The 18,625-nt window shown below is 55.8% G+C and carries 21 protein-coding genes; 9 read left to right on the top strand and 12 right to left on the bottom strand.

Annotation, left to right across the window (positions count from 1 at the left end):
* Positions 1-150 precede the first annotated feature (150 nt).
* Genes ACZ0A4_RS28755 through ACZ0A4_RS28765 form a run of 3 tightly spaced genes read right to left on the bottom strand, consistent with a single transcriptional unit; the run spans position 151 to position 3,543 of the window.
* Positions 151-1,056, bottom strand: a complete 906-nt coding sequence (locus tag ACZ0A4_RS28755; protein WP_463577346.1) for an acyltransferase — start codon at positions 1,054-1,056, stop codon at positions 151-153.
* Positions 1,057-3,156 (bottom strand): phosphate acetyltransferase, encoded by a 2,100-nt coding sequence (pta, locus tag ACZ0A4_RS28760; protein ID WP_122595131.1) that lies wholly within the window; start codon positions 3,154-3,156, stop codon positions 1,057-1,059.
* A 60-nt stretch (positions 3,157-3,216) separates the two neighbouring features.
* The gene (locus ACZ0A4_RS28765) at positions 3,217-3,543 is read right to left on the bottom strand and encodes a DUF3565 domain-containing protein (protein WP_463577348.1); all 327 of its coding nucleotides are present in this window, start codon (positions 3,541-3,543) and stop codon (positions 3,217-3,219) included.
* Between ACZ0A4_RS28765 and ACZ0A4_RS28770 the strand changes: the two genes are divergently transcribed.
* The 3 genes from ACZ0A4_RS28770 to ACZ0A4_RS28780 all read left to right on the top strand — a co-directional run bounded on the left by ACZ0A4_RS28770 (position 3,512) and on the right by ACZ0A4_RS28780 (position 5,865).
* Positions 3,512-3,997 carry an FKBP-type peptidyl-prolyl cis-trans isomerase gene (locus ACZ0A4_RS28770; RefSeq protein WP_463577349.1) on the top strand — a complete coding sequence of 162 codons (486 nt, stop codon included), beginning with the start codon at positions 3,512-3,514 and terminating at the stop codon, positions 3,995-3,997. The genes ACZ0A4_RS28765 and ACZ0A4_RS28770 overlap by 32 nt on opposite strands.
* 123 nt (positions 3,998-4,120) lie before the next feature.
* Positions 4,121-4,603, top strand: a complete 483-nt coding sequence (locus ACZ0A4_RS28775; RefSeq protein ID WP_463577351.1) for a glutathione peroxidase — start codon at positions 4,121-4,123, stop codon at positions 4,601-4,603.
* 158 nt (positions 4,604-4,761) lie between these two features.
* The gene (locus ACZ0A4_RS28780; protein ID WP_463577353.1) at positions 4,762-5,865 is read left to right on the top strand and encodes an NADH:flavin oxidoreductase; all 1,104 of its coding nucleotides are present in this window, start codon (positions 4,762-4,764) and stop codon (positions 5,863-5,865) included.
* Positions 5,866-6,000: 135 nt separating this feature from the next.
* Here ACZ0A4_RS28780 and ACZ0A4_RS28785 read toward each other — a convergent pair whose 3' ends face one another.
* Positions 6,001-7,200: a glycosyltransferase family 4 protein gene (locus ACZ0A4_RS28785; RefSeq protein ID WP_463577355.1), complete on the bottom strand. Its 1,200-nt coding sequence runs from the start codon at positions 7,198-7,200 to the stop codon at positions 6,001-6,003.
* 212 nt (positions 7,201-7,412) lie between these two features.
* Between ACZ0A4_RS28785 and ACZ0A4_RS28790 the strand changes: the two genes are divergently transcribed.
* A complete protein-coding gene (locus tag ACZ0A4_RS28790; protein ID WP_463577357.1) occupies positions 7,413-8,210 on the top strand; it encodes a hypothetical protein in 798 nt (265 codons plus the stop codon).
* Positions 8,211-8,263: 53 nt separating this feature from the next.
* Here the strand turns inward: ACZ0A4_RS28790 and cysZ are convergent, their stop codons facing one another.
* Both cysZ and ACZ0A4_RS28800 read right to left on the bottom strand, forming a co-directional pair.
* The gene (cysZ, locus tag ACZ0A4_RS28795) at positions 8,264-9,013 is read right to left on the bottom strand and encodes a sulfate transporter CysZ (RefSeq protein WP_463577358.1); all 750 of its coding nucleotides are present in this window, start codon (positions 9,011-9,013) and stop codon (positions 8,264-8,266) included.
* 251 nt (positions 9,014-9,264) lie between these two features.
* Positions 9,265-9,867: an acyl carrier protein phosphodiesterase gene (locus tag ACZ0A4_RS28800; protein WP_463577360.1), complete on the bottom strand. Its 603-nt coding sequence runs from the start codon at positions 9,865-9,867 to the stop codon at positions 9,265-9,267.
* A 242-nt stretch (positions 9,868-10,109) separates the two neighbouring features.
* On the opposite strand from ACZ0A4_RS28800, the gene ACZ0A4_RS28805 reads away from it, so the two are divergent.
* The 5 genes from ACZ0A4_RS28805 to kefC all read left to right on the top strand — a co-directional run bounded on the left by ACZ0A4_RS28805 (position 10,110) and on the right by kefC (position 14,301).
* Positions 10,110-10,442 carry a carboxymuconolactone decarboxylase family protein gene (locus tag ACZ0A4_RS28805; RefSeq protein ID WP_014860758.1) on the top strand — a complete coding sequence of 111 codons (333 nt, stop codon included), beginning with the start codon at positions 10,110-10,112 and terminating at the stop codon, positions 10,440-10,442.
* 38 nt (positions 10,443-10,480) lie between these two features.
* Positions 10,481-11,587 carry an alkene reductase gene (locus ACZ0A4_RS28810; protein WP_463577362.1) on the top strand — a complete coding sequence of 369 codons (1,107 nt, stop codon included), beginning with the start codon at positions 10,481-10,483 and terminating at the stop codon, positions 11,585-11,587.
* A 30-nt stretch (positions 11,588-11,617) separates the two neighbouring features.
* Entirely contained in the window at positions 11,618-11,836 is a 219-nt protein-coding gene (locus ACZ0A4_RS28815) for a tautomerase family protein (protein WP_463577364.1), read from the top strand.
* Between the two features lie 110 nt (positions 11,837-11,946).
* Positions 11,947-12,468, top strand: coding sequence for a glutathione-regulated potassium-efflux system oxidoreductase KefF (kefF, locus tag ACZ0A4_RS28820; RefSeq protein ID WP_150617149.1), 522 nt, complete (start codon positions 11,947-11,949; stop codon positions 12,466-12,468).
* Positions 12,469-14,301, top strand: coding sequence for a glutathione-regulated potassium-efflux system protein KefC (gene kefC / locus ACZ0A4_RS28825; protein WP_463577366.1), 1,833 nt, complete (start codon positions 12,469-12,471; stop codon positions 14,299-14,301).
* Positions 14,302-14,321: 20 nt separating this feature from the next.
* Here the strand turns inward: kefC and ACZ0A4_RS28830 are convergent, their stop codons facing one another.
* The 6 genes from ACZ0A4_RS28830 to ACZ0A4_RS28855 all read right to left on the bottom strand — a co-directional run bounded on the left by ACZ0A4_RS28830 (position 14,322) and on the right by ACZ0A4_RS28855 (position 18,493).
* A complete protein-coding gene (locus tag ACZ0A4_RS28830) occupies positions 14,322-14,669 on the bottom strand; it encodes a thioredoxin family protein (RefSeq protein WP_463577655.1) in 348 nt (115 codons plus the stop codon).
* Positions 14,670-14,715: 46 nt separating this feature from the next.
* Positions 14,716-15,414, bottom strand: coding sequence for a DsbA family oxidoreductase (locus ACZ0A4_RS28835; protein WP_463577368.1), 699 nt, complete (start codon positions 15,412-15,414; stop codon positions 14,716-14,718).
* A 65-nt stretch (positions 15,415-15,479) separates the two neighbouring features.
* Positions 15,480-16,007, bottom strand: a complete 528-nt coding sequence (locus ACZ0A4_RS28840; RefSeq protein WP_463577370.1) for a TetR/AcrR family transcriptional regulator — start codon at positions 16,005-16,007, stop codon at positions 15,480-15,482.
* A 102-nt stretch (positions 16,008-16,109) separates the two neighbouring features.
* Positions 16,110-16,883, bottom strand: a complete 774-nt coding sequence (locus tag ACZ0A4_RS28845; RefSeq protein ID WP_463577371.1) for an SDR family NAD(P)-dependent oxidoreductase — start codon at positions 16,881-16,883, stop codon at positions 16,110-16,112.
* A 93-nt stretch (positions 16,884-16,976) separates the two neighbouring features.
* Positions 16,977-17,531, bottom strand: coding sequence for an OsmC family protein (locus ACZ0A4_RS28850; RefSeq protein WP_150617154.1), 555 nt, complete (start codon positions 17,529-17,531; stop codon positions 16,977-16,979).
* Positions 17,532-17,917: 386 nt separating this feature from the next.
* On the bottom strand, positions 17,918-18,493 hold the full coding sequence (locus tag ACZ0A4_RS28855; protein WP_463577373.1) for a TetR/AcrR family transcriptional regulator: 576 nt from the start codon (positions 18,491-18,493) through the stop codon (positions 17,918-17,920).
* Positions 18,494-18,625: the final 132 nt, after the last annotated feature.

Consider the following 18,625-nt stretch of genomic DNA (forward strand, 5'->3'; position numbering starts at 1 on the left):
CCGCCGATGAGCAATCATCGGCGGGTTTTTTTATTCGGGCATACAGCGATCAAAACTGTGGGAGCGAGCCTGCTCGCGAAAGCGTTATCTCATTCAACATCTTTGCAAGCTGATCCACTGCTTTCGCGAGCAGGCGCGCTCCCACAGGGGTTAGTGGTGATCGGGATATTCGCGGTGCATCTGTTCGAGTAACGCATCCTTGTCCAGCCACAGCTGATTGATCCAGCCCTGAAACTGCAATCGATATTCGCCGTCCTGATCGTAATTCTTGCCAATGAACTGCTGCGGAATTTTCAGCTCTTCAAAGTGCACCACCACGTCGCGCACATTGCCGCAAAGCAGATCCCAGAACCCCGGACGCCCGCTCGGATAGTGAATCGTCACGTTGACGATCGACTCCAGCTGCTCGCCCATCGCATCCAGTACAAACGCGATGCCGCCGGCCTTGGGCTTGAGCAGGTACTTGAACGGCGATTGCTGCTGCGCGTGCTTGCCGTCGGTAAATCGCGTGCCCTCGACAAAGTTGAAGATCCCCACCGGGTTATTACGAAACTTCGCGCAGGTCTTGCGCGTGGTTTCGAGGTCTTTGCCTTTCTTCTCCGGGTGCTTGGCCAGGTACGCCTTTGAGTAACGCTTCATGAACGGGAAGCCCAGCGCCCACCACGCAAGACCAATCACCGGCACCCAGATCAGCTCCTGCTTGAGGAAGAATTTCAGCGGCTGAATCCGACGGTTGAGCACGTATTGCAGCACCAGAATATCGACCCAGCTCTGGTGGTTGCTGGTGATCAGGTACGAGTGCTGATAATCAAGGCCTTGCAAGCCGCTGATGTGCCAGCGCGTGCGGCGTACCAGGTTCATCCAGCCCTTGTTATTGCTGATCCAGGCCTCATGGGTGTGGCTCATCAACCAGAGCGAAGCCCGCCGGGCGAAATCGAACGGCAGCACTTTGATCAGTGCCACGCAGAACAGAAACGAGCACAGCAGAATCGTATTGAGTGCCAATAGCAGCGAGGCAATCACGCCGCGCACGGGTGCAGGTAGAAAATCCAGCATTTATACATCCATAGGTCGGTTGGCGGCTTGAATCGCGGTGAGGGCGATGGTGTAGACGATGTCATCGACTTGCGCGCCGCGCGGCAAATCATTCACCGGTTTGCGCAGGCCTTGCAGCATCGGCCCGAGGCTGACGCAATCGGCGCTGCGCTGTACGGCTTTGTGCGTGGTGTTGCCAGTGTTCAGATCCGGGAAGACAAACACCGTGGCACGACCGGCCACCTGACTGTTCGGCGCCAGTTGCCGGGCGACTTCAGCGTTGGCCGCGGCGTCGTATTGCAGCGGGCCGTCGATCAGCAGCGAGTGCTGTTGCTCGTGGGCGAGCAGGGTGGCTTCGCGGACTTTCTCAACCTCTTCGCCAGTGGCTGATTCGCCGCTGGAGTAACTGATCATTGCCACGCGCGGAGTGATGCCGAACGCGGCTGCCGAGTCGGCGCTTTGCAGGGCAATTTCGGCCAGTTCGGTGGCACTCGGATGCGGGTTCATCACGCAGTCGCCGTAGACCAGCACTTCTTCCGGGAACAGCATGAAGAACACCGACGACACTAGCGTGCAGCCCGGTGCGGTCTTGATCAACTGCAAGGCCGGGCGGATGGTGTTGGCGGTGGTGTTGATCACACCCGAGACCAGACCGTCGACTTCATCCAGCGCGAGCATCATGGTGCCGATCACTACGGTGTCTTCCAGTTGCTGCTCGGCCATCGGCGCATTAAGGCTTTTGGTCTTGCGCAGGGCGACCATCGGCTCCACGTATCGCTCGCGGATCAGGTCCGGATCGAGAATCTCCAGCCCCGGCGGCAACACGATGCCTTGAGCGCGAGCGACCGCTTCGACGTCTTCCGGTTTGGCCAGCAACACGCAACGGGCAATCCCGCGCTCCTGACAGATCGCCGCCGCTTGCACGGTGAACGGCTCGCTGCCTTCGGGCAGGACGATGCGCTTGTTCGCGGCCTGCGCACGCTGGATCAATTGATAACGGAACACCGCTGGCGACAGGCGCATTTCCCGTGGCGTGCCGCAGCGCTGATGCAACCACTTGGCGTCGAGATGGCTGGCGACGAAATCAGTGATGATCTCCGCACGTTCGCGGTCGTCGATCGGGATTTCCTTGTTCAAACCGTTGAGCAGGTTGGCGGTGTCGTAGGAGCCAGTGCTCACCGACAACACCGGCAGACCGGCCTGCAACGCGCCACGGCACAGATCCATGATGCGCGGATCGGGCAGGGTGTCGCTGGTCAGCAACAGGCCGGCCAGCGGCACACCGTTGATCGCCGCGAGGCTGACGGCGAGGATAATGTCGTCGCGGTCCCCCGGCGTCACCACCAGCACGCCGGGCTTGAGCAGCTCGACGGTGTTGCGCATGGTCCGCGCGCAAATGATGATTTTGGTCATCCGCCGGGTTTCGTAGTCACCGGCGTTGAGCACTTGTGCGCCCATCAGGTCGGCAACGTCGCGGGTGCGTGGTGCGTTGAGTTCCGGCTGATAGGGAATGCAGCCGAGCAGGCGGAAATCACCGCTGCGCAGCAACGGCGAATGCTCCTTCAGACGCGCGGCGAAGGCGTCCATGCTCTCGTCGGTTTTGACCTTGTTGAGAATGACGCCGAGGACTTTGGGGTCTTTCGGCCCGCCGAACAATTGCGCCTGCAATTCGACACGGCCGGAGAGTTCTGCAAGCACTTCGTTTTCCGGCGCCGAGACCAGAATCACCTCGGCATCGAGGCTTTTGGCCAGGTGCAGGTTGACCCGCGCGGCATAGCTGGCGCTGCGGGTCGGCACCATGCCTTCGACGACCAGCACGTCTTTGCCGATGGCGGCTTGCTGATACAGGGTGATGATTTCTTCGAGCAGCTCATCGAGCTGACCGTCGCCGAGCATCCTCTCTACGTGAGCGAGGCCCAATGGTTGCGGCGGTTTCAGACCGTGGGTGCGCGCCACCAGTTCGGTGGAGCGCTCAGGGCCGGTGTCGCCCGGATGCGGCTGGGCGATCGGTTTGAAGAAGCCGACTTTCAAGCCGGCGCGCTCCAATGTACGCACCAGCCCGAGGCTGATGGAGGTCAGACCCACGCCAAAATCGGTGGGCGCGATAAAAAAAGTTTGCATGCGAATTCTCTAAGGGTGCATGGCAATGGTGTCAGCTTATGTCTGGCTGACTACCGAAATTCAGTCGCCAAGGTTATCGCTAACCGAGGCTTGAGCGCACCAACCGCAGGCAAAGGGTTGGCCTATTTTTTCAATACGTTGCGCCGGGTCAAGCACCCACGCCCGCGATTGCCAGGGCGGCTGGTGACGCAAGTGTTGGGTGTGGCCACAGGAAAGCTCGGCCACCCAATGACCTTCTTCGTCCTGATGGAAGCCAACAATCGTAGAAACCCGTTTGTCCGGGTTGTGTTCGCTTTCGCGCGATTGCTTCGCTAAACTTGGCCTTTCTATATTCTTCTGCAAAAGGTCTCGCCCCATGCTGATCGCCGCCAATAAGGCTGTCTCCATCGACTATACCCTGACCAACGACGCTGGTGAGGTCATCGACAGCTCCGCCGGCGGCGCTCCGCTGGTCTACCTGCAAGGCGCAGGCAACATCATCCCGGGCCTGGAAAAAGCTCTGGATGGCAAAGCTATCGGCGACGAACTGGAAGTTTCCGTTGAGCCGGAAGATGCTTACGGCGAATACGCCGCTGAACTGGTCAGCACCCTGAGCCGCAGCATGTTCGAAGGCGTTGACGAGCTGGAAGTCGGCATGCAGTTCCACGCTTCGGCGCCGGACGGCCAGATGCAGATCGTCACCATCCGTGACCTCGACGGCGACGACGTGACTGTTGACGGCAACCACCCGTTGGCCGGTCAGCGCCTGAACTTCAAAGTGAAGATCGTTGATATCCGTGATGCCAGCCAGGAAGAAATCGCTCATGGCCACGTCCATGGCGAAGGTGGCCATCACCACTGATTTTCTGCGCTAAGCTTCGAGTACTGGAGAGGCGCCTGCGGGCGCCTTTTTAGTCCGCGGCTGTCCTTGGTGGCCTCGCCAAGTGGCTGTTTCGAGTAGAACATCGGAATCCTGGAGTTCGTCATGAGTGCTTTTCACGACCTTAAGTTGACAGCCCTGGATGGTCAGGAGCTACCGCTGGCGCCGTTCAAGGGCCAAGTCGTGCTGGTGGTCAACGTCGCCTCCAAGTGCGGCTTGACGCCTCAGTACGCGGCGCTGGAAAACCTCTATCAGCAATTCAAAGGCAAAGGCTTCAGTGTGCTGGGCCTGCCGTGCAACCAGTTTGCCGGCCAGGAACCCGGTTCTGAAAAGGACATTCAGGATTTTTGCAGCCTCAACTATGGCGTGACGTTCCCGTTGTCGAGCAAGCTCGAAGTGAACGGCCACGAACGGCATCAACTCTACCGCCTGCTGGCGGGTGAGGGTGCTGAGTTTCCGGGTGACATCACCTGGAATTTCGAGAAATTCCTGCTTGGCAAGGATGGCCGGGTGCTGGCGCGGTTCTCGCCGCGCATGGCGCCGGATGATCCGACCATTGTTCATGCGATTGAAAAAGCGCTGGGCTGAAACACGAAAATCGTCGCCTTTGGGCGGCGATTTTTTTTGCCTGCCTTTTGACCCTTAATCATTCAGATCAATAATGCTATCGCGGCGACGTTGTCACGCATATTATCGCCGTCATATGGTTTTATGCCCTGTCGATAACGTTTTCGTGGAGCTTTTCGATGCCCGTTCAAGCCTTGTTCAAACCGTTCCACCTCGGTGCCCTCGAACTGCCGACCCGTGTGGTCATGGCGCCGATGACTCGCTCTTTCTCCCCGGGTGGCGTGCCCAATTCGAAAGTCATCGAGTACTACCGTCGTCGCGCGGCGGCCGGTGTTGGCTTGATCATCACCGAAGGCACCACCGTCGGCCACATTGCCTCCAACGGTTACCCGAATGTGCCGCAATTCTTCGGTGAAGCGCCATTGGCCGGCTGGAAGAAAGTCGTCGACGCCGTTCACGCGGAAGGCGGCAAGATCGTTCCGCAGCTGTGGCATGTGGGCAGCGTTCGCCGCATCGGCACCGAGCCGGACGCCAGCGTGCCGGGTTATGGCCCGTCGGAAAAACTCAAGGACGGCCAGGTCGTGGTGCACGGCATGACCAAACAAGATATTCAGGACGTGATCGCTGCGTTCGCCCAAGCGGCCAAAGATGCACAAGGCATCGGCATGGACGGCGTGGAAATCCACGGCGCCCACGGTTACCTGGTCGACCAGTTCTTCTGGGAAGGCAGCAACCAGCGCACCGACGAATATGGCGGCAGCCTGGCCAACCGTTCGCGCTTCGCCATCGAACTGATTCAAGCGGTGCGTGCGGCGGTCGGAGAAGGCTTCCCGATCATCTTCCGCTTCTCGCAGTGGAAGCAGCAGGATTACACCGCGCGTCTGGTGCAAACCCCGGAAGCACTGGGTGAATTCCTCAAGCCGCTGTCCGACGCTGGCGTGGATATTTTCCACTGCTCGACGCGCCGTTTCTGGGAGCCTGAGTTCGATGGCTCAGAGCTGAACCTTGCTGGCTGGACACGCAAGCTGACTGGCAAACCGACCATCACCGTCGGCAGCGTCGGTCTGGACGGCGAGTTCCTGCAGTTCATGGTCAACACCGACAAGGTCGCGCAACCGGCCAGTCTGGAGAACCTGCTGGAGCGTTTGAACAAAGAGGAGTTCGATCTGGTGGCAGTGGGCCGCGCGCTGCTGGTCGATCCGGACTGGGCGCAGAAAGTCCGCGAAGGGCGTGAGCAGGATATTCTGCCGTTCAGCCGTGAGGCGTTGATGACGCTGGTTTAACCGGCGCCCTTACTGACGCTATCGCTGGCAAGCCAGCTCCCACAGGTTTTATGGGTGTTCACACGACCTGTGGTCACTGGAAATCCCTGTGGGAGCTGGCTTGCCAGCGATGGCGGTTTCAAACGCAACAATAATTCAGGGAAGTGTCTGTGCATTCGGGACAACCTGCTCCCCCACACAAGCCCCGCGCAAATGCTTTTCAAACTGCTCGATAACCGCCGGCCAGCCTTGGCGACTCGCATGCTGCCGCGCATTCAAGCGCACGCACCGCAACGTCTCATCTTCTTCCAGCAACCACGCCGCCGCCTCGCAGAAGGCTTGCTCATCCCCCGGCATCGCCAACACGCCGTTGTAACCGTGGCGAATGTGCTGCGCCGCCGCAGCCTGATCGTAAGCCACCACACCCAGTCCCGAGGCCAGTGCTTCCAGCACCACATTGCCGAAGGTTTCGGTCAGGCTGGGAAACAGAAATATATCGCCGGACGCGTAGTGCGTCGCCAGTGCTTCACCACGCTGTGAGCCGCAGAAAATCGCCTCGGGCAAATCCTTTTCCAGCGCCACCCGTTGCGGCCCGTCCCCGACCACGATCAGTTTCAGATTGCGCTGTGGATACGTCTCGCGCAGGGTTGCGAAGCTGCGCTTGAGCAGGCCCAGGTTTTTCTCCGGAGCCAAACGTCCTACATTAATCACGGCAACGTCGCGCTCGCTCAGTCCCCATTGCTCGCGTAAAGCATTCAGCCGTTTGCTCGGATGAAACAACTGGCTGTCGACACCGCGCGACAACAGCGCCAACCGCTCGAAATGCCGCCGCTCCAGTTCCAGGCGCTGGCTGATGCTCGGCACCAACGTCATGGCCGAACGATTGTGGAACCAGCGCAGATAATGCGTGAGCATCCGCGTCAGCAGGCCGAGACCGTACTGACTGGTGTATTGCTGAAAATTGGTGTGAAAGCCGCTGACCACCGAAATGCCCAGACGCCGCGCCGCACGCAGGGCCGATAACCCGAGCGGTCCTTCCGTGGCGATGTACAGCACATCGGGACGCTGACGTTTCCAGCGTCTCAGCAGTTTGTGCATCGACGACTGACCCCATTGCAGGCCCGGATACCCCGGCAACGGCCAGCCACGGCACAACAGCAACGCGTCATCTTCACTGCGCTGCGGATCACCGGCCTGACGCGGGCGCACCAGTTCAACCTGATGCCCACGCGCGCGCAATCCATCGCACAAGCGGCCAAGGGTATTGGCCACGCCGTTGATTTCCGGTGGGAAGGTTTCGCTGATCAGGGTGATGTGTAGAGCTGTCGTCATGGCCTCAGTGTCGGCTGAGGCCATGTCGTGCTTGTGACGTTTGGATGATGGATTTGTGACGATCGGACCCGATTTTTCTAGTGGAATTGAAGTGTACGAAATTCGAGAATTTTTACGATGGTCCGGGGCGCCTTAAAAACGGCGCCAAAAAAATTGCATTTAATTTTGATAAGTGATCTTATTAAGCTATTACTGGTTGGATAGCCAGTATTTTTATCAGCTAAGAGAGGATTTGAATGCAGACATTTATGGATTTGGTCACAAACGCGAATTTGCAGGCTTGGATTTGGGGGCCGTTGATGGGCGTGCTATGTGGAGCACTCTTTGCCGGTATAACTAATCCGCCGACGGTAAATGCCCCTGTTACGGTTGTTCAAACCAAACAAACCTTTGTCACGAACATAACCAATAATGGTAAATCGACCACTAGCTCAGGTGGCGATGGAGCAGGCGCAATATTTTTTGGCCTGGCAATCGGTTTGATGTTTGTGGTTTGGAAATACGCAGTTTATGTTGATCTAATCCACTATTATCTCTGGGTGTCTCTATCAACTGTGCTTGCTTTCACGATAAGTACTGCTTTGGTGTCATTGATAAAAGGCCAGTTCACCTCCAGCAGTTGGGCGGTTTATATCGCGGCACCTCTTTTGATCCTCATGGGATGCGGGGGCATTATAGGACTGGCCAAGTCAACTATTGATCCTAATCTGACCATTCTGGCCTCTCAGAATACTTTTTACGACTTCTACATGCACAGTTTGACGGATTATGGTCGCTCTTTGATGATTAGCCATGTATTCGGTATGGTTGTAACTCTACTTGTTATGGTTTTTACAGGGGTAGCCTTGTTGCATTATCTAGCCCTTATGAATCAACGTAGCTATGGACCACTGCATCGTTTTTGGATGTTCCTGACCGGAGTTACAATATTTTTTTCCGGTAGAGCGTGGTTGTTCTTCATGATGTTTGGGATGCTGTTGGCGTATCTGCTAATAGAGCCTGAGTCTATACCATTGTGGATGACTCAGAAGTAATTGAGTTAAGCAGCTAGGCTGCGAAGCATTAATTAAATGCTTCGCAGCTTATTTTACTGTGTAATTAGATTCTCGGCACCGCGCTCACGCACCCAGAACAACGTCGCACCGGCCACGGCCGCCGGCATCATCAGGATGTTAACCACCGGAATCAGCAACACCAGATAGACGATTCCGCCAAAACTCATGCTCTGCCAGCGCTTCTGCCGCAGCCAGGCGAGCATCTCGTTCCAGCCCAGTTTGTGGTTGTCCGCCGGGTAGTCGATGTACTGGATCGCCATCATCCACACGCCGAACAGCAGCCACAGTGGCGCGGCGATGATGTTCACCACCGGGATGAACGAGAGGATGAACAGGCCTATCGCCCGTGGCAGGAAATAGCCGAGTTTGCGCATTTCCCGGGCCAGGGTGCGCGGAACCATGGCGATCAGTTCGCCCCAGCTGAACGCCGGGAAGTCATCGGTGCCGCGCACGACCACTTCGACTTTCTCCGCGAGGAAACCGTTGAACGGTGCGGCGATCACGTTGGCGAGCATGGTGAAGGTGAAGAACACCATCAGCGCCACCAGCACCACAAACAGTGGCCAGAGGATGTAGCTGAGGAAACTCAGCCATTCGGGCAGCGACGGCATCAACGTATCGACCCACAGGCTGAACTGGTGGCTGGCCAGATAGATCAATCCGACGAACAGCACCAGATTGATCGCCAGCGGCAATAACACGAACAGGCGCAAGCCAGGGCTGAGAACCAGTTTGAGGCCTTCGCGCAGATATTGCGGGCCGGACAGAACGGGGGCGGGCATAAGGTGCTCCGAGCAAGGGAAAACGCGCCGACCTTACCGACTTTGCATCGGGGGCGAAAGCGCGGCAGAGCGATCGACATTCACTGTAACAAAGATCTGAGGGGGCGCATTTGTTAGTGGATCGTTTACAGTCCGTGAGCTTTCTTAGGGGACTAATAGTCTTGGCTATGTCCTGAATTAGATCCTGAGGCGGGTGCTTGGATCCTATGAGGTTGTGCGTTTCGATAGAACGCTGTACCTCCGGCTTGTTCTCATCGAAGAATAAATGCGCCCTGCATTTCTGCCAGCCTGAGCATTGCGAATCGTTCCAGCAGTGGATAAAACTCCGCGAAATCTAAACTCAGCGGCTCATAGAGGGCGGTCAACTCCTCAAATGCGCTACGTAGCTGCTCAGGCTCCGATAATCGTTTGGATATGACGTCCAGCCCATGGCCGATCATTGAGAAGTCTCGATACGCCCCGAACCAATCCTCCGTAACGATCAAAGGCGCAACCCGAGCTAATGGCTCCGGCAAGGAAGGTTCGCTTTGTAGAAGCGCGTAAACCTTTTCCGAAAATTCCTTCAGGGTGGTTTCTGAGTACTGATCCCAATCCCGAGCCAAGCAGTGATCAAAAAACATGTCGAGGGCTATCCCACCATATCGACGTCGCGTGATCGTGAACCGATCTAAGGCTCGTTTCACCACAGCATGAGAATCAGTGAACGCGTCGATCTTGCGATGAAGGTGGATCGCTTCTTCTGTTTTTACAGAAAAGCGTCCAGAGAGTGCTCCCTTTACGAAATCTCCGTAAAGGCTTCCCAGCAGCTGTTCAGGGTGCTGCCCCCCGAGATTAAGGTGCGCTAGGTAGTTCATGGCCACTCGCTATCAAGATATGTGATTGATTTCATTTGGCCTGGGTGAGTGCCGCAGGACTTGTTGCGAAAGATACCATCCTAGAGGTAGGCAAAAAAATAGATCAATTATATTCAGCTTAATATCCTTGATATTGAATATCAACCAAACCACATTGTAGACCTACCTACTGGATGGTAGCTTATGGGTGAGTTTTCTGACTGCTTAGAAATCGTCGTCCTCCCATACCTGTGAGAATCCCCATGCAAGATTGGAAGCAAACCCGCAAAGACATCAACACACGGCTGGTTGAACTCAATGGCCTGTCCCCCGAGACCATGAAAGGCATGGCTGCGCTAGGCGCCGCTGGCGGCAAGACCAACCATCTGGACGCCAAGACCCGCGAGCTGATCTCTTTGGCCGTGGCTGTGACAACTCGTTGCGACGGATGCATCGCCTTTCACGCGGCGGAAGCCAAGAAGCTCGGTGTCACGAGCGAAGAGGTCGCGGAAGCGCTGGGCGTCGCCATCAACATGAACGCTGGTGCTGCGCTGGTCTACAGCACCCACGTGCTCGACGCGTTCGACAAATCCTGAATCACCGACCTTCCACGTTTAGTTACGTCGAGATAATCATGAATAAATTGTTCACTCCGTACGATCTGTCTGGTATTCCCCTGAGGAATCGCGTGGTCATGGCCCCCATGACACGGACCCGAACGCTAGACAACATTCCAAACGAATCCAATGCGCTTTACTACGCGCAACGAGCTTCCGCCGGCCTTCTGATCACCGAAGGGTTGCCAATTTCCGACGAAGCACGCGGATACCTTTACACGCCTGGTATTTACGCAGATGAGCACTTGCCAGGTTGGTGCAAAGTCACTGACGCGGTGCACGCCAAAGGCGGAAAGATTTTCGCGCAGTTGTGGCATGTAGGCCGAATGTCCCATGTCTCGGTGCATGGCATGGCACCTGTCTCCTCGGGGACTGTGCCTGCGGTGGACACCACTGTTTACGCTTGGGTCGAGCCTGGCAAATCAGGCCCGGTTCAGCCTAGCGCACCGCGTGCGCTGGAAACTGACGAAGTGAAACGCGTTATTGCGGACTTTGTGAAGTCTGCGCGCATGGCGATGGACGCCGGTTTTGACGGCATCGAAATCATGGCCGCCAACGGCTTTCTGTTCGATCAGTTCCTGAGTAGCGCCCTGAATACTCGCACCGACCAGTACGGTGGCTCTATCGCTAATCGTCAGCGTTTCTTGCTTGAAACCATCGACGCAATTGCAGCTGAAATTGGCGGTTCGAAGATTGGCGTACGTTTTTCCCCATTCGGACGCCTGTATGACTTCGGCGTGTACGAAGGCGAAGAAGAAACCTGGATGAGCATGGCGGCTGCGCTCAACGATCGCGAATTGGCGTTCGTTCACCTGAACTACCAGCCGACCATCCTCGCCGCGCAAACACCACCTGGTTTCGGAGCCGCATTCCGCGAGGCCTACAAAGGCACCTTGATGGCCGCCGGCGGCTTCACCAAAGAGATCGCCGAGTCGGAACTGGCCAAGGGTGAATTGGACCTGATCGCCTTCGGCACGGCCTACATTGCAAACCCGGATCTCGTAGAGCGCATGCAAAACGATTGGCCATTGGCCGAGGGTGATCGTGCGACCTACTACGGGGTCAGCGATTCGATTGATAAGGGTTATACCGACTATCCGGAATATGCCTCGGCTAAAGCCTGACAGTCCTTTTCCAGCATTCAGGAGCACACCATGCCACTCGTAACGATCAAAGGTATTGAAGGCGTTTTCTCCGATGAGCAAAAAGCCGAGGTCATTCGCAAAGTGACTGACGCCATGGTGTCGGTGGAAGGCGAAAACATGCGCGCCCTCACTTGGGTCATCTTTGAAGAGATCAAGAGCGGAGATTGGGGCATTGCCGGCAATCCCGTGACTGCGCAGGAAGTATTGAAGCTGCAAGCCGGTAAATAAGGGCTTCACCTTCAAGTCATTGGCTCCCCGGACATTGAGTGCACTCATGCTCAGCGTCCGGGGAGCTTTTTGCGTTCTAAAAGAGCGCCAGGTTTGTTGGGGATTAATCTGTGATTCTGATCATCTATGCCCATCCTTACCCTGAGAAATCTAACGTCAACAAGTTGATGCTCAGGCTCGCTGCCAATAATTCCGATGTCGTCATTCGCTCCCTTTACGACCTGTATCCCGATTTCAACATTGATGTCGAAGCTGAACAGAAGGCTGTCGAGCAAGCAGACCTGCTGGTTTTGCAACATCCACTTTATTGGTACAGCTACCCACCTCTTTTAAAGCTGTGGATCGACAAAGTGTTCACTCAGGGTTGGGCTTATGGCGAGGGTGCTACCGCTCTCAAAAACAAACACCTGCTATGGGCAGTGACTACGGGAGGAGAACACGATCACTTCGATATTGGCGATAACCCAGGGTTCGCTGTGCTCGCCCAACCTCTTCAGGCAACGGCCAATTACTGCGGAATGCGCTGGCTAAGCCCAGTAGCAGTCCACGGTGCTTACAGGGCTGATCAAACCGCGCTGCTTCCACAAGTTCGCCATTACGCCGCACGTCTCACCTCATGGATGACCAATTGAATGGACACTCACAGCCTCGTTGAAATGCTCATCTACCTAGGCTCAGCAGCATTGATTGTGCCCATTGCCGTGCGGTTAGGATTGGGCCCCGTGCTGGGTTATCTACTAGCTGGATGCCTGATAGGCCCATGGGGCCTGAAGCTAGTGACGGATGTGGAGTCCATCCTGCATTTTGCTGAAATCGGCGTGGTCTTGATGCTGTTCATCATTGGCCTCGAACTTGACCCCAAGCGTCTATGGGCCATGCGCCGCATGGTGTTCGGTGGCGGCGCCCTGCAGATGCTTGTGTGTGGTTTGGCAATTGCCGTTTTCTGCGCCGTGTTGGGCCTGAACTGGACAGCCGCACTGTTGGTGGGATTAACGCTGAGTCTCTCGTCGACCGCCATTGCCATGCAGGCCATGAACGAACGAAACATGATCCCAACTGCCGTGGGTCGCAGCAGTTTTGCCGTGCTGTTGTTTCAGGACATCGCAGCGATTCCACTGGTGGCAATGATTCCTTTGTTGGCCGCAAATGGTGGTACGCCTTCCGGCGCTGAACTCGCGCTGTCCATCGCAAAAATCGTCGGTGCGATTGTTGCGGTAGTGCTCTTGGGTCAGTACGTTTCCCGTCCAGTCCTTCGCTTCGTCGCGCGCTCAGGATTGCGTGAAATCTTCAGTGCCGTTGCGCTGTTTCTGGTGTTCGGATTCGGCTTGTTGTTGGAGGAGGCCGGATTGTCCATGGCCATGGGCGCCTTTCTCGCTGGTGTTCTGTTAGCGAGCTCGGAATACCGGCACGCACTGGAAAGTGACATCGAGCCATTCAAGGGGCTGCTGCTTGGTCTGTTCTTTATCGGCGTGGGCATGTCGATCGATTTCGGCACGCTGATCGATGCACCACTGAAAGTCTTGACGCTGACCTTGAGTTTTATCCTGATCAAGCTGCTGGTGATCAAACTCCTTGGTCGCTTCTTGAGTGTCCCCCCTGAACAACGCTCTTGGCAGGCTGTGTTTCTGGGTCAAGGCAGTGAGTTCGCTTTCGTCGTGTTTGGTGCCGCAACGGTTGCCGGGATTCTGGTCGACCCTTGGGGCAAAAGCCTGACTTTGGCGGTGGCGTTATCCATGTGCGTCACACCGCTGCTGATCTTGGTGCTTAATCGACTGGAATCCGCAAATAAACGGGGTAACCAGGAAGCGGACACCATCGAACAGAGCAATCCTCGGGTGATCATCGCCGGCTTTGGTCGATTCGGCCAAATTGCCGGCCGACTGCTTATGTCATGTGGGTTTGAAGTCGTAGTACTGGATCACGATCCCGATCATATCGAGACGTTGCGCAAGTTCGGAGTCAAGGTGTTCTACGGCGATGCGACCCGCCTCGATTTGCTCCACGCTGCCGGCGCAGCGCAGGCAGTGGTGCTGATTAACGCAATCGACAATCAGGAAGACAACCTGGCACTCACCAGGCTGGCTCAGGAGCATTTTCCATCTCTGAAGCTGGTGGTACGTGCTCGCGACATGGGGCACATCATCACCCTCCGCCAGATGGGGATTGAGGCAGTTGAGAGGGAAACTTTCGAAAGTGCATTGTCCTTGGGACGAAGAGCGCTGGAGCAGCTTGGGATCGGGCGCTACAAGGCTCGAGAGCGCGCGGATAGATTCCGCCGATTGAATCTGGAGATGCTTGAAGAAATGGCGGCCCAACCCGAAGACGACACCGACTTTAAGTACGACGCCTACAAGCGCGCTAATGCGCTGCTGACAGAAATATTCAATGAAGATCGTGCTCACCCGTTCGATAACGGGCCGGGAAAAATTCTACCTGCAATCAAGGGCAGAAACGTACCAGACTAAGCCATGGGGCTGAGGCTCGACTAACGAGCCTCTTCTAGTTCCGCCAGTATTACCTTCTTCAAGGCAGAGACGGACCGAGACCCAGGCATGACCCGCAAAAGTCGGCCCTGATGGAAGACCGCCAAAGACGGCACCGCGCGAATGCCATACATTTGCGCAATCGTCGGCGACACCGCGACGTCTATCTTCCCAAATACTGCCAAGGCGTGAAGCTTTTCCTCCAGCGCATGAAAGATCGGCTTCATCTCCTGACAAGGCTTACACCAGGACGCTGAAAACAGCACAATGCTGCTGCCTTTGGCAATAAATCGGGCGAACTGTGGAGCGCTTAACTCAACGATACGGCTCATGAGATCCTCTTGCTCCAGACTGTGGGAGGTGCGGTACTGCTAGGTACCGCACAACCAATGCCTATCAAACTTTGCAGCCATCGATACCGCAGACTTGTCCTGCAAAATCCTCTTCCTTGACCTGTACCTTTGCTTGCATCTTATTCAGCGCTTCGAGAAAAACGGCCTCAGGCTGAGCGCCGGACAACGAGAACTCGTTGTTGAAGACGAACATCGGCACGCCCGATCCCAATTGCGCAGCGAAGTGCTCGTCCTCTTCCATCTCAACGCGTAGTTCTACGGATGACCATGCGAGCTGGATCGATTCTTCCGACACGCCCACTTCCCGCGCAATCGCCTCCAGACTGGAGCGATCAAACAGTGACTTGCCATGGGTAGTGCTTTGTTCGTACAACGCTTCCATGAGACGCTTTTTCACTGTCGGTTCTTCAACTGCCTTGACCAGCACATGAGCGTCTGCGGTATCGCCAAACTGCATAGTCGCAAAGCGGTAATCAAGGCCGTCTGCTTTACCGTATTTGAGTACGGTACTCATCATCGCTTCAGCGGTGTCTGCGTTCCCGAGCTTGCGCTTTAGAGCAGCAATCATGGGTTCAGGTGTGTGTTTCGCCGCCAAGCGATAAGCACGAATATTTATCTGAACGGCGTCTTTTTCGTCAAAGCGATCCAGCGCTTTTTCAAAGCGACGCTTTGCGACCCAGCACCAAGGGCAAACAAAATCAGACCAGATATCGACTACGTATTTTTTCGAAGTGGTTTGCATAAGTCATCCTGCGAGAAGAAATGAAGACCGCATTGCCAGCGACTCAAGCAAATGGTCAAAGCCAGCTAAAGGGTAGGTTGATCGGCCCAATGCCCAATCGATGAGGCTGAGCCCTCAAGCGTGCTCAGCAGCATGAAGGCGTATTCCTCAACGGGTTTATCCAGCAACCAGTGATGAAGTTGGACTGCGTCATTGAGGGTGGCTGTCAGCCAGTCGAGCTGAGACTCAAAGAACTCCCGAGTGAGCTCTTGCAGCGAAAGGGGCAATGCGGCCATTTCTGCCGCCAATGCACCACACAACGGCAGCAGCCCGTCATGGGCGCTGACGACGAACAGCCGCGAAAACTCACGTAGCCGCAACAGCGGATCGGGATGCCTGATTTCTATCGAGCCAAGCGTCTCTGTGAATCGATGGATGTAATCCCTGATCAATTCCGCGCCCAGACATTCCTTGGTCGGGAAGTGATGATGAATACTGGCTTTCCTGATGCCGATCTGTGCTGCTAGGTCGGCGTAACTGAACGCTGAGTAACCTCTGGAGCGCATCTGTGTTTCCGCGACATTCAACAGTGCGGCTTTTGTCGTGATAGACATTGGAGACTCCTCCGGCCAGCGTTCAGCCGTTTTTAGCCAAGGCAGCGATCCGGTGAGCGCCCTCCCGGAGGAGGGACATTCCATTTGCGCTGCACTTTCGGGTCAGGCACGTACGGCCATGATCCCTGCGTCCACGTCCCAGATTGCGCCTGTCACCCACGATGTCTTGTCCGACAGCAGGAACAGGATGGTATTGGCGACGTCTTCTGGAACACCGACTCGACCCAGCGGGTGGAAACCGTTCAGCGACTTCATGGCTTCTGGAATCGCTTCCTTGTCCATGAACCCCTCGTAGATCGAGGTGTGAACTATGCCTGGCGATACTGCATTGACGCGGATACCCGAATGAGCCAACTCGATGGCCAAGTTGCGTGTCAACGCATGCAAGCCTGCCTTTGCCATGGAGTATGCGGACGCAGGTGAACCGGCCAGTGCCGCCTGTGCACCGATGGAGCCGACATTGACGATCGAGCCTTCGCGCTTGGCAGCAAGCATGTTTTTGACCACTGCCTGGGTGATGAAGAAGGTCGCGCGGTTGAGCGACAGGTACATGTCGTACTCAGCTTCGTCGTGCTCGGTGAACGGTTTTGGAATGAAGATCCCGGCCGAGTTCACCATTAGGCTGATGTCGCTGTGCTTGGCATTGATTTCGTCGCGGACGAGGTTCATGCCTTCTTCAGTCATCAAGTTGGCCACGATCACCGAGACCGAACCCAGTGGGCTCAGCTCGTTACGAACGGCGTCAGCCTTGTCTTGCTTGCTGCCGGTGAGCACAACGCTACCGCCTGCCTTGAGAACCATGCGTGCGGTTTCGAGACCCATGCCACTGGTACCGCCGACGACCAACAGTTTCTTGCCTTTGAAAAAATCGTTCATTTCAGACTCCGGGTATCCAGATTTAGTAAGGGGGCACCAAACCAGCTTTCTGCCTGGTGCTCACAAGTTGTTTATCTCGATGAAGCAGACGATTTAGCCTTCAAGGACTTCGAGGGTTGGCACCATGCGGATGGCTTTCGAAAAGTTGGCGTAGTTGACCGATGTTTTCAGCACCACCTTGTGCAGTTCTTCAACGCGCTCGCGGGGGGCGTCGGTGTGCAGGCGAATCACGACGCTCACTTCGTCGTAGCCAGGGTTGACGGTTTCGTCGATGCCCAGGAAGCCGCGAAGGTCGAGGGTGCCGTCAGTCTCGATCTCAAGGCTGTGAATCTTGATGCCCATCATTGCCGCATTCGCTGCATAGCCGACCGACATGCAAGCGTTGAGCGCGGCCATCAGCAATTCCTGCGGGTTAGGCGCGGTGTTTTGGCCCAGCAATTCATTTGGCTCATCGGCGACAATTTCAAAATCGCGCGAGTAGGTTTCCCCGGCCAGGCTGTAGCGATTGACCTTCGCGACGGAACGGGTCTGGCCTTTCCACTCGGTCTTCACGTTAAAGCTTGCGTGACGCTTGGTCGCATCCTCAGCAACGCCTTGGGCGAACTGCTGGAGTGCGGCGACATCGATACCATTCAGATTGTTGCTCATGTGTTCGTTCCTCTTCGGATGGACCGGGCGTTTGACCCGGAAGAGAAACAAGCCTACCAACTAGTAGGTTGTGCATCAATAGGTTGTTTCCTTATAGCTGAGCGGCGCAAAAAAAACGTGCTCTACAGATATTCTGGAATAGGCGCGCTAGCGATCACCGTAGAGGTGTCGCAGCTCTCAAAGAAATTGGCTCGGGTTTGTTAGGGTAAAGAAGGGGAAAAGTGTCCGCGACTATTGCAGGACTCGATGTGCTCCCGATAGAAAGAGCGCGCGAATGCAGAATTCAGAGGATCGAGACAGGGAGATGAAACGATCACGAGGAGGCGGCCAGGCCGTGCTGGTCATAGCAGAGCCGAAGGCTTGGAAAGCGGAAGAAGCTGTTAGCCTTAGTGGCGCGTTCCCGCAGCCCTGAGCCCATCTAGAATGAATTCAAAACCAGAAAACTGCTCGTAGTTGTCGTTCAACGCCCAAGATACAAAGCTGCCGCCTTCCAATGTGTTCAAGATGAGCCTGGCGACCTTCACGCAGTCGAGATCTGCTTTGAGTTCGCCGGCTTCCTGGCCCTTCACGATATTTTCCTGAAGCCAGTTGAGGTGGATCTCGAAAAAATCTCTCGTCATTTGCTTTAGGCTATCGGGCAAAGCCAGCAACTCCGCTGCCAGTGCGCCGCAGAGTGGCAGCAGTGAGCTTTCGCTGCTTTTTGCGAACATCAGGGCGAAGGCATTGAGTCGATCAATAATGCCGGCACTTTCTACATTGATGCATTCCAGCTGACTTTTGAAGCGGAACAGATAGCTATCTACGATGGCGATCGCCAGACCTTCCTTGGTGGGAAAGTGATGATGAATACTCGCTTTCTTGATGCCTATCTCTTCAGCCAGATCGGCGTAACTGAAGGCCGCATAGCCTTTTGTACGCAACAGAATCTCTGCACTAGCGAGGAGGTCAGAACGTGTACTCATGATGCCGCTTCCAAATGAATCGATATGGCATCATAAATTAGTACTACTTCATAAGACAGCGCCCGACCTTCACAGCCCTGTCACATTTCAATGGCCGCTGTGCCTCATTGCACATGTTGAACGAGCAGAAGA

It is taken from the genome of Pseudomonas sp. AC172 (genome assembly GCF_979258595.1).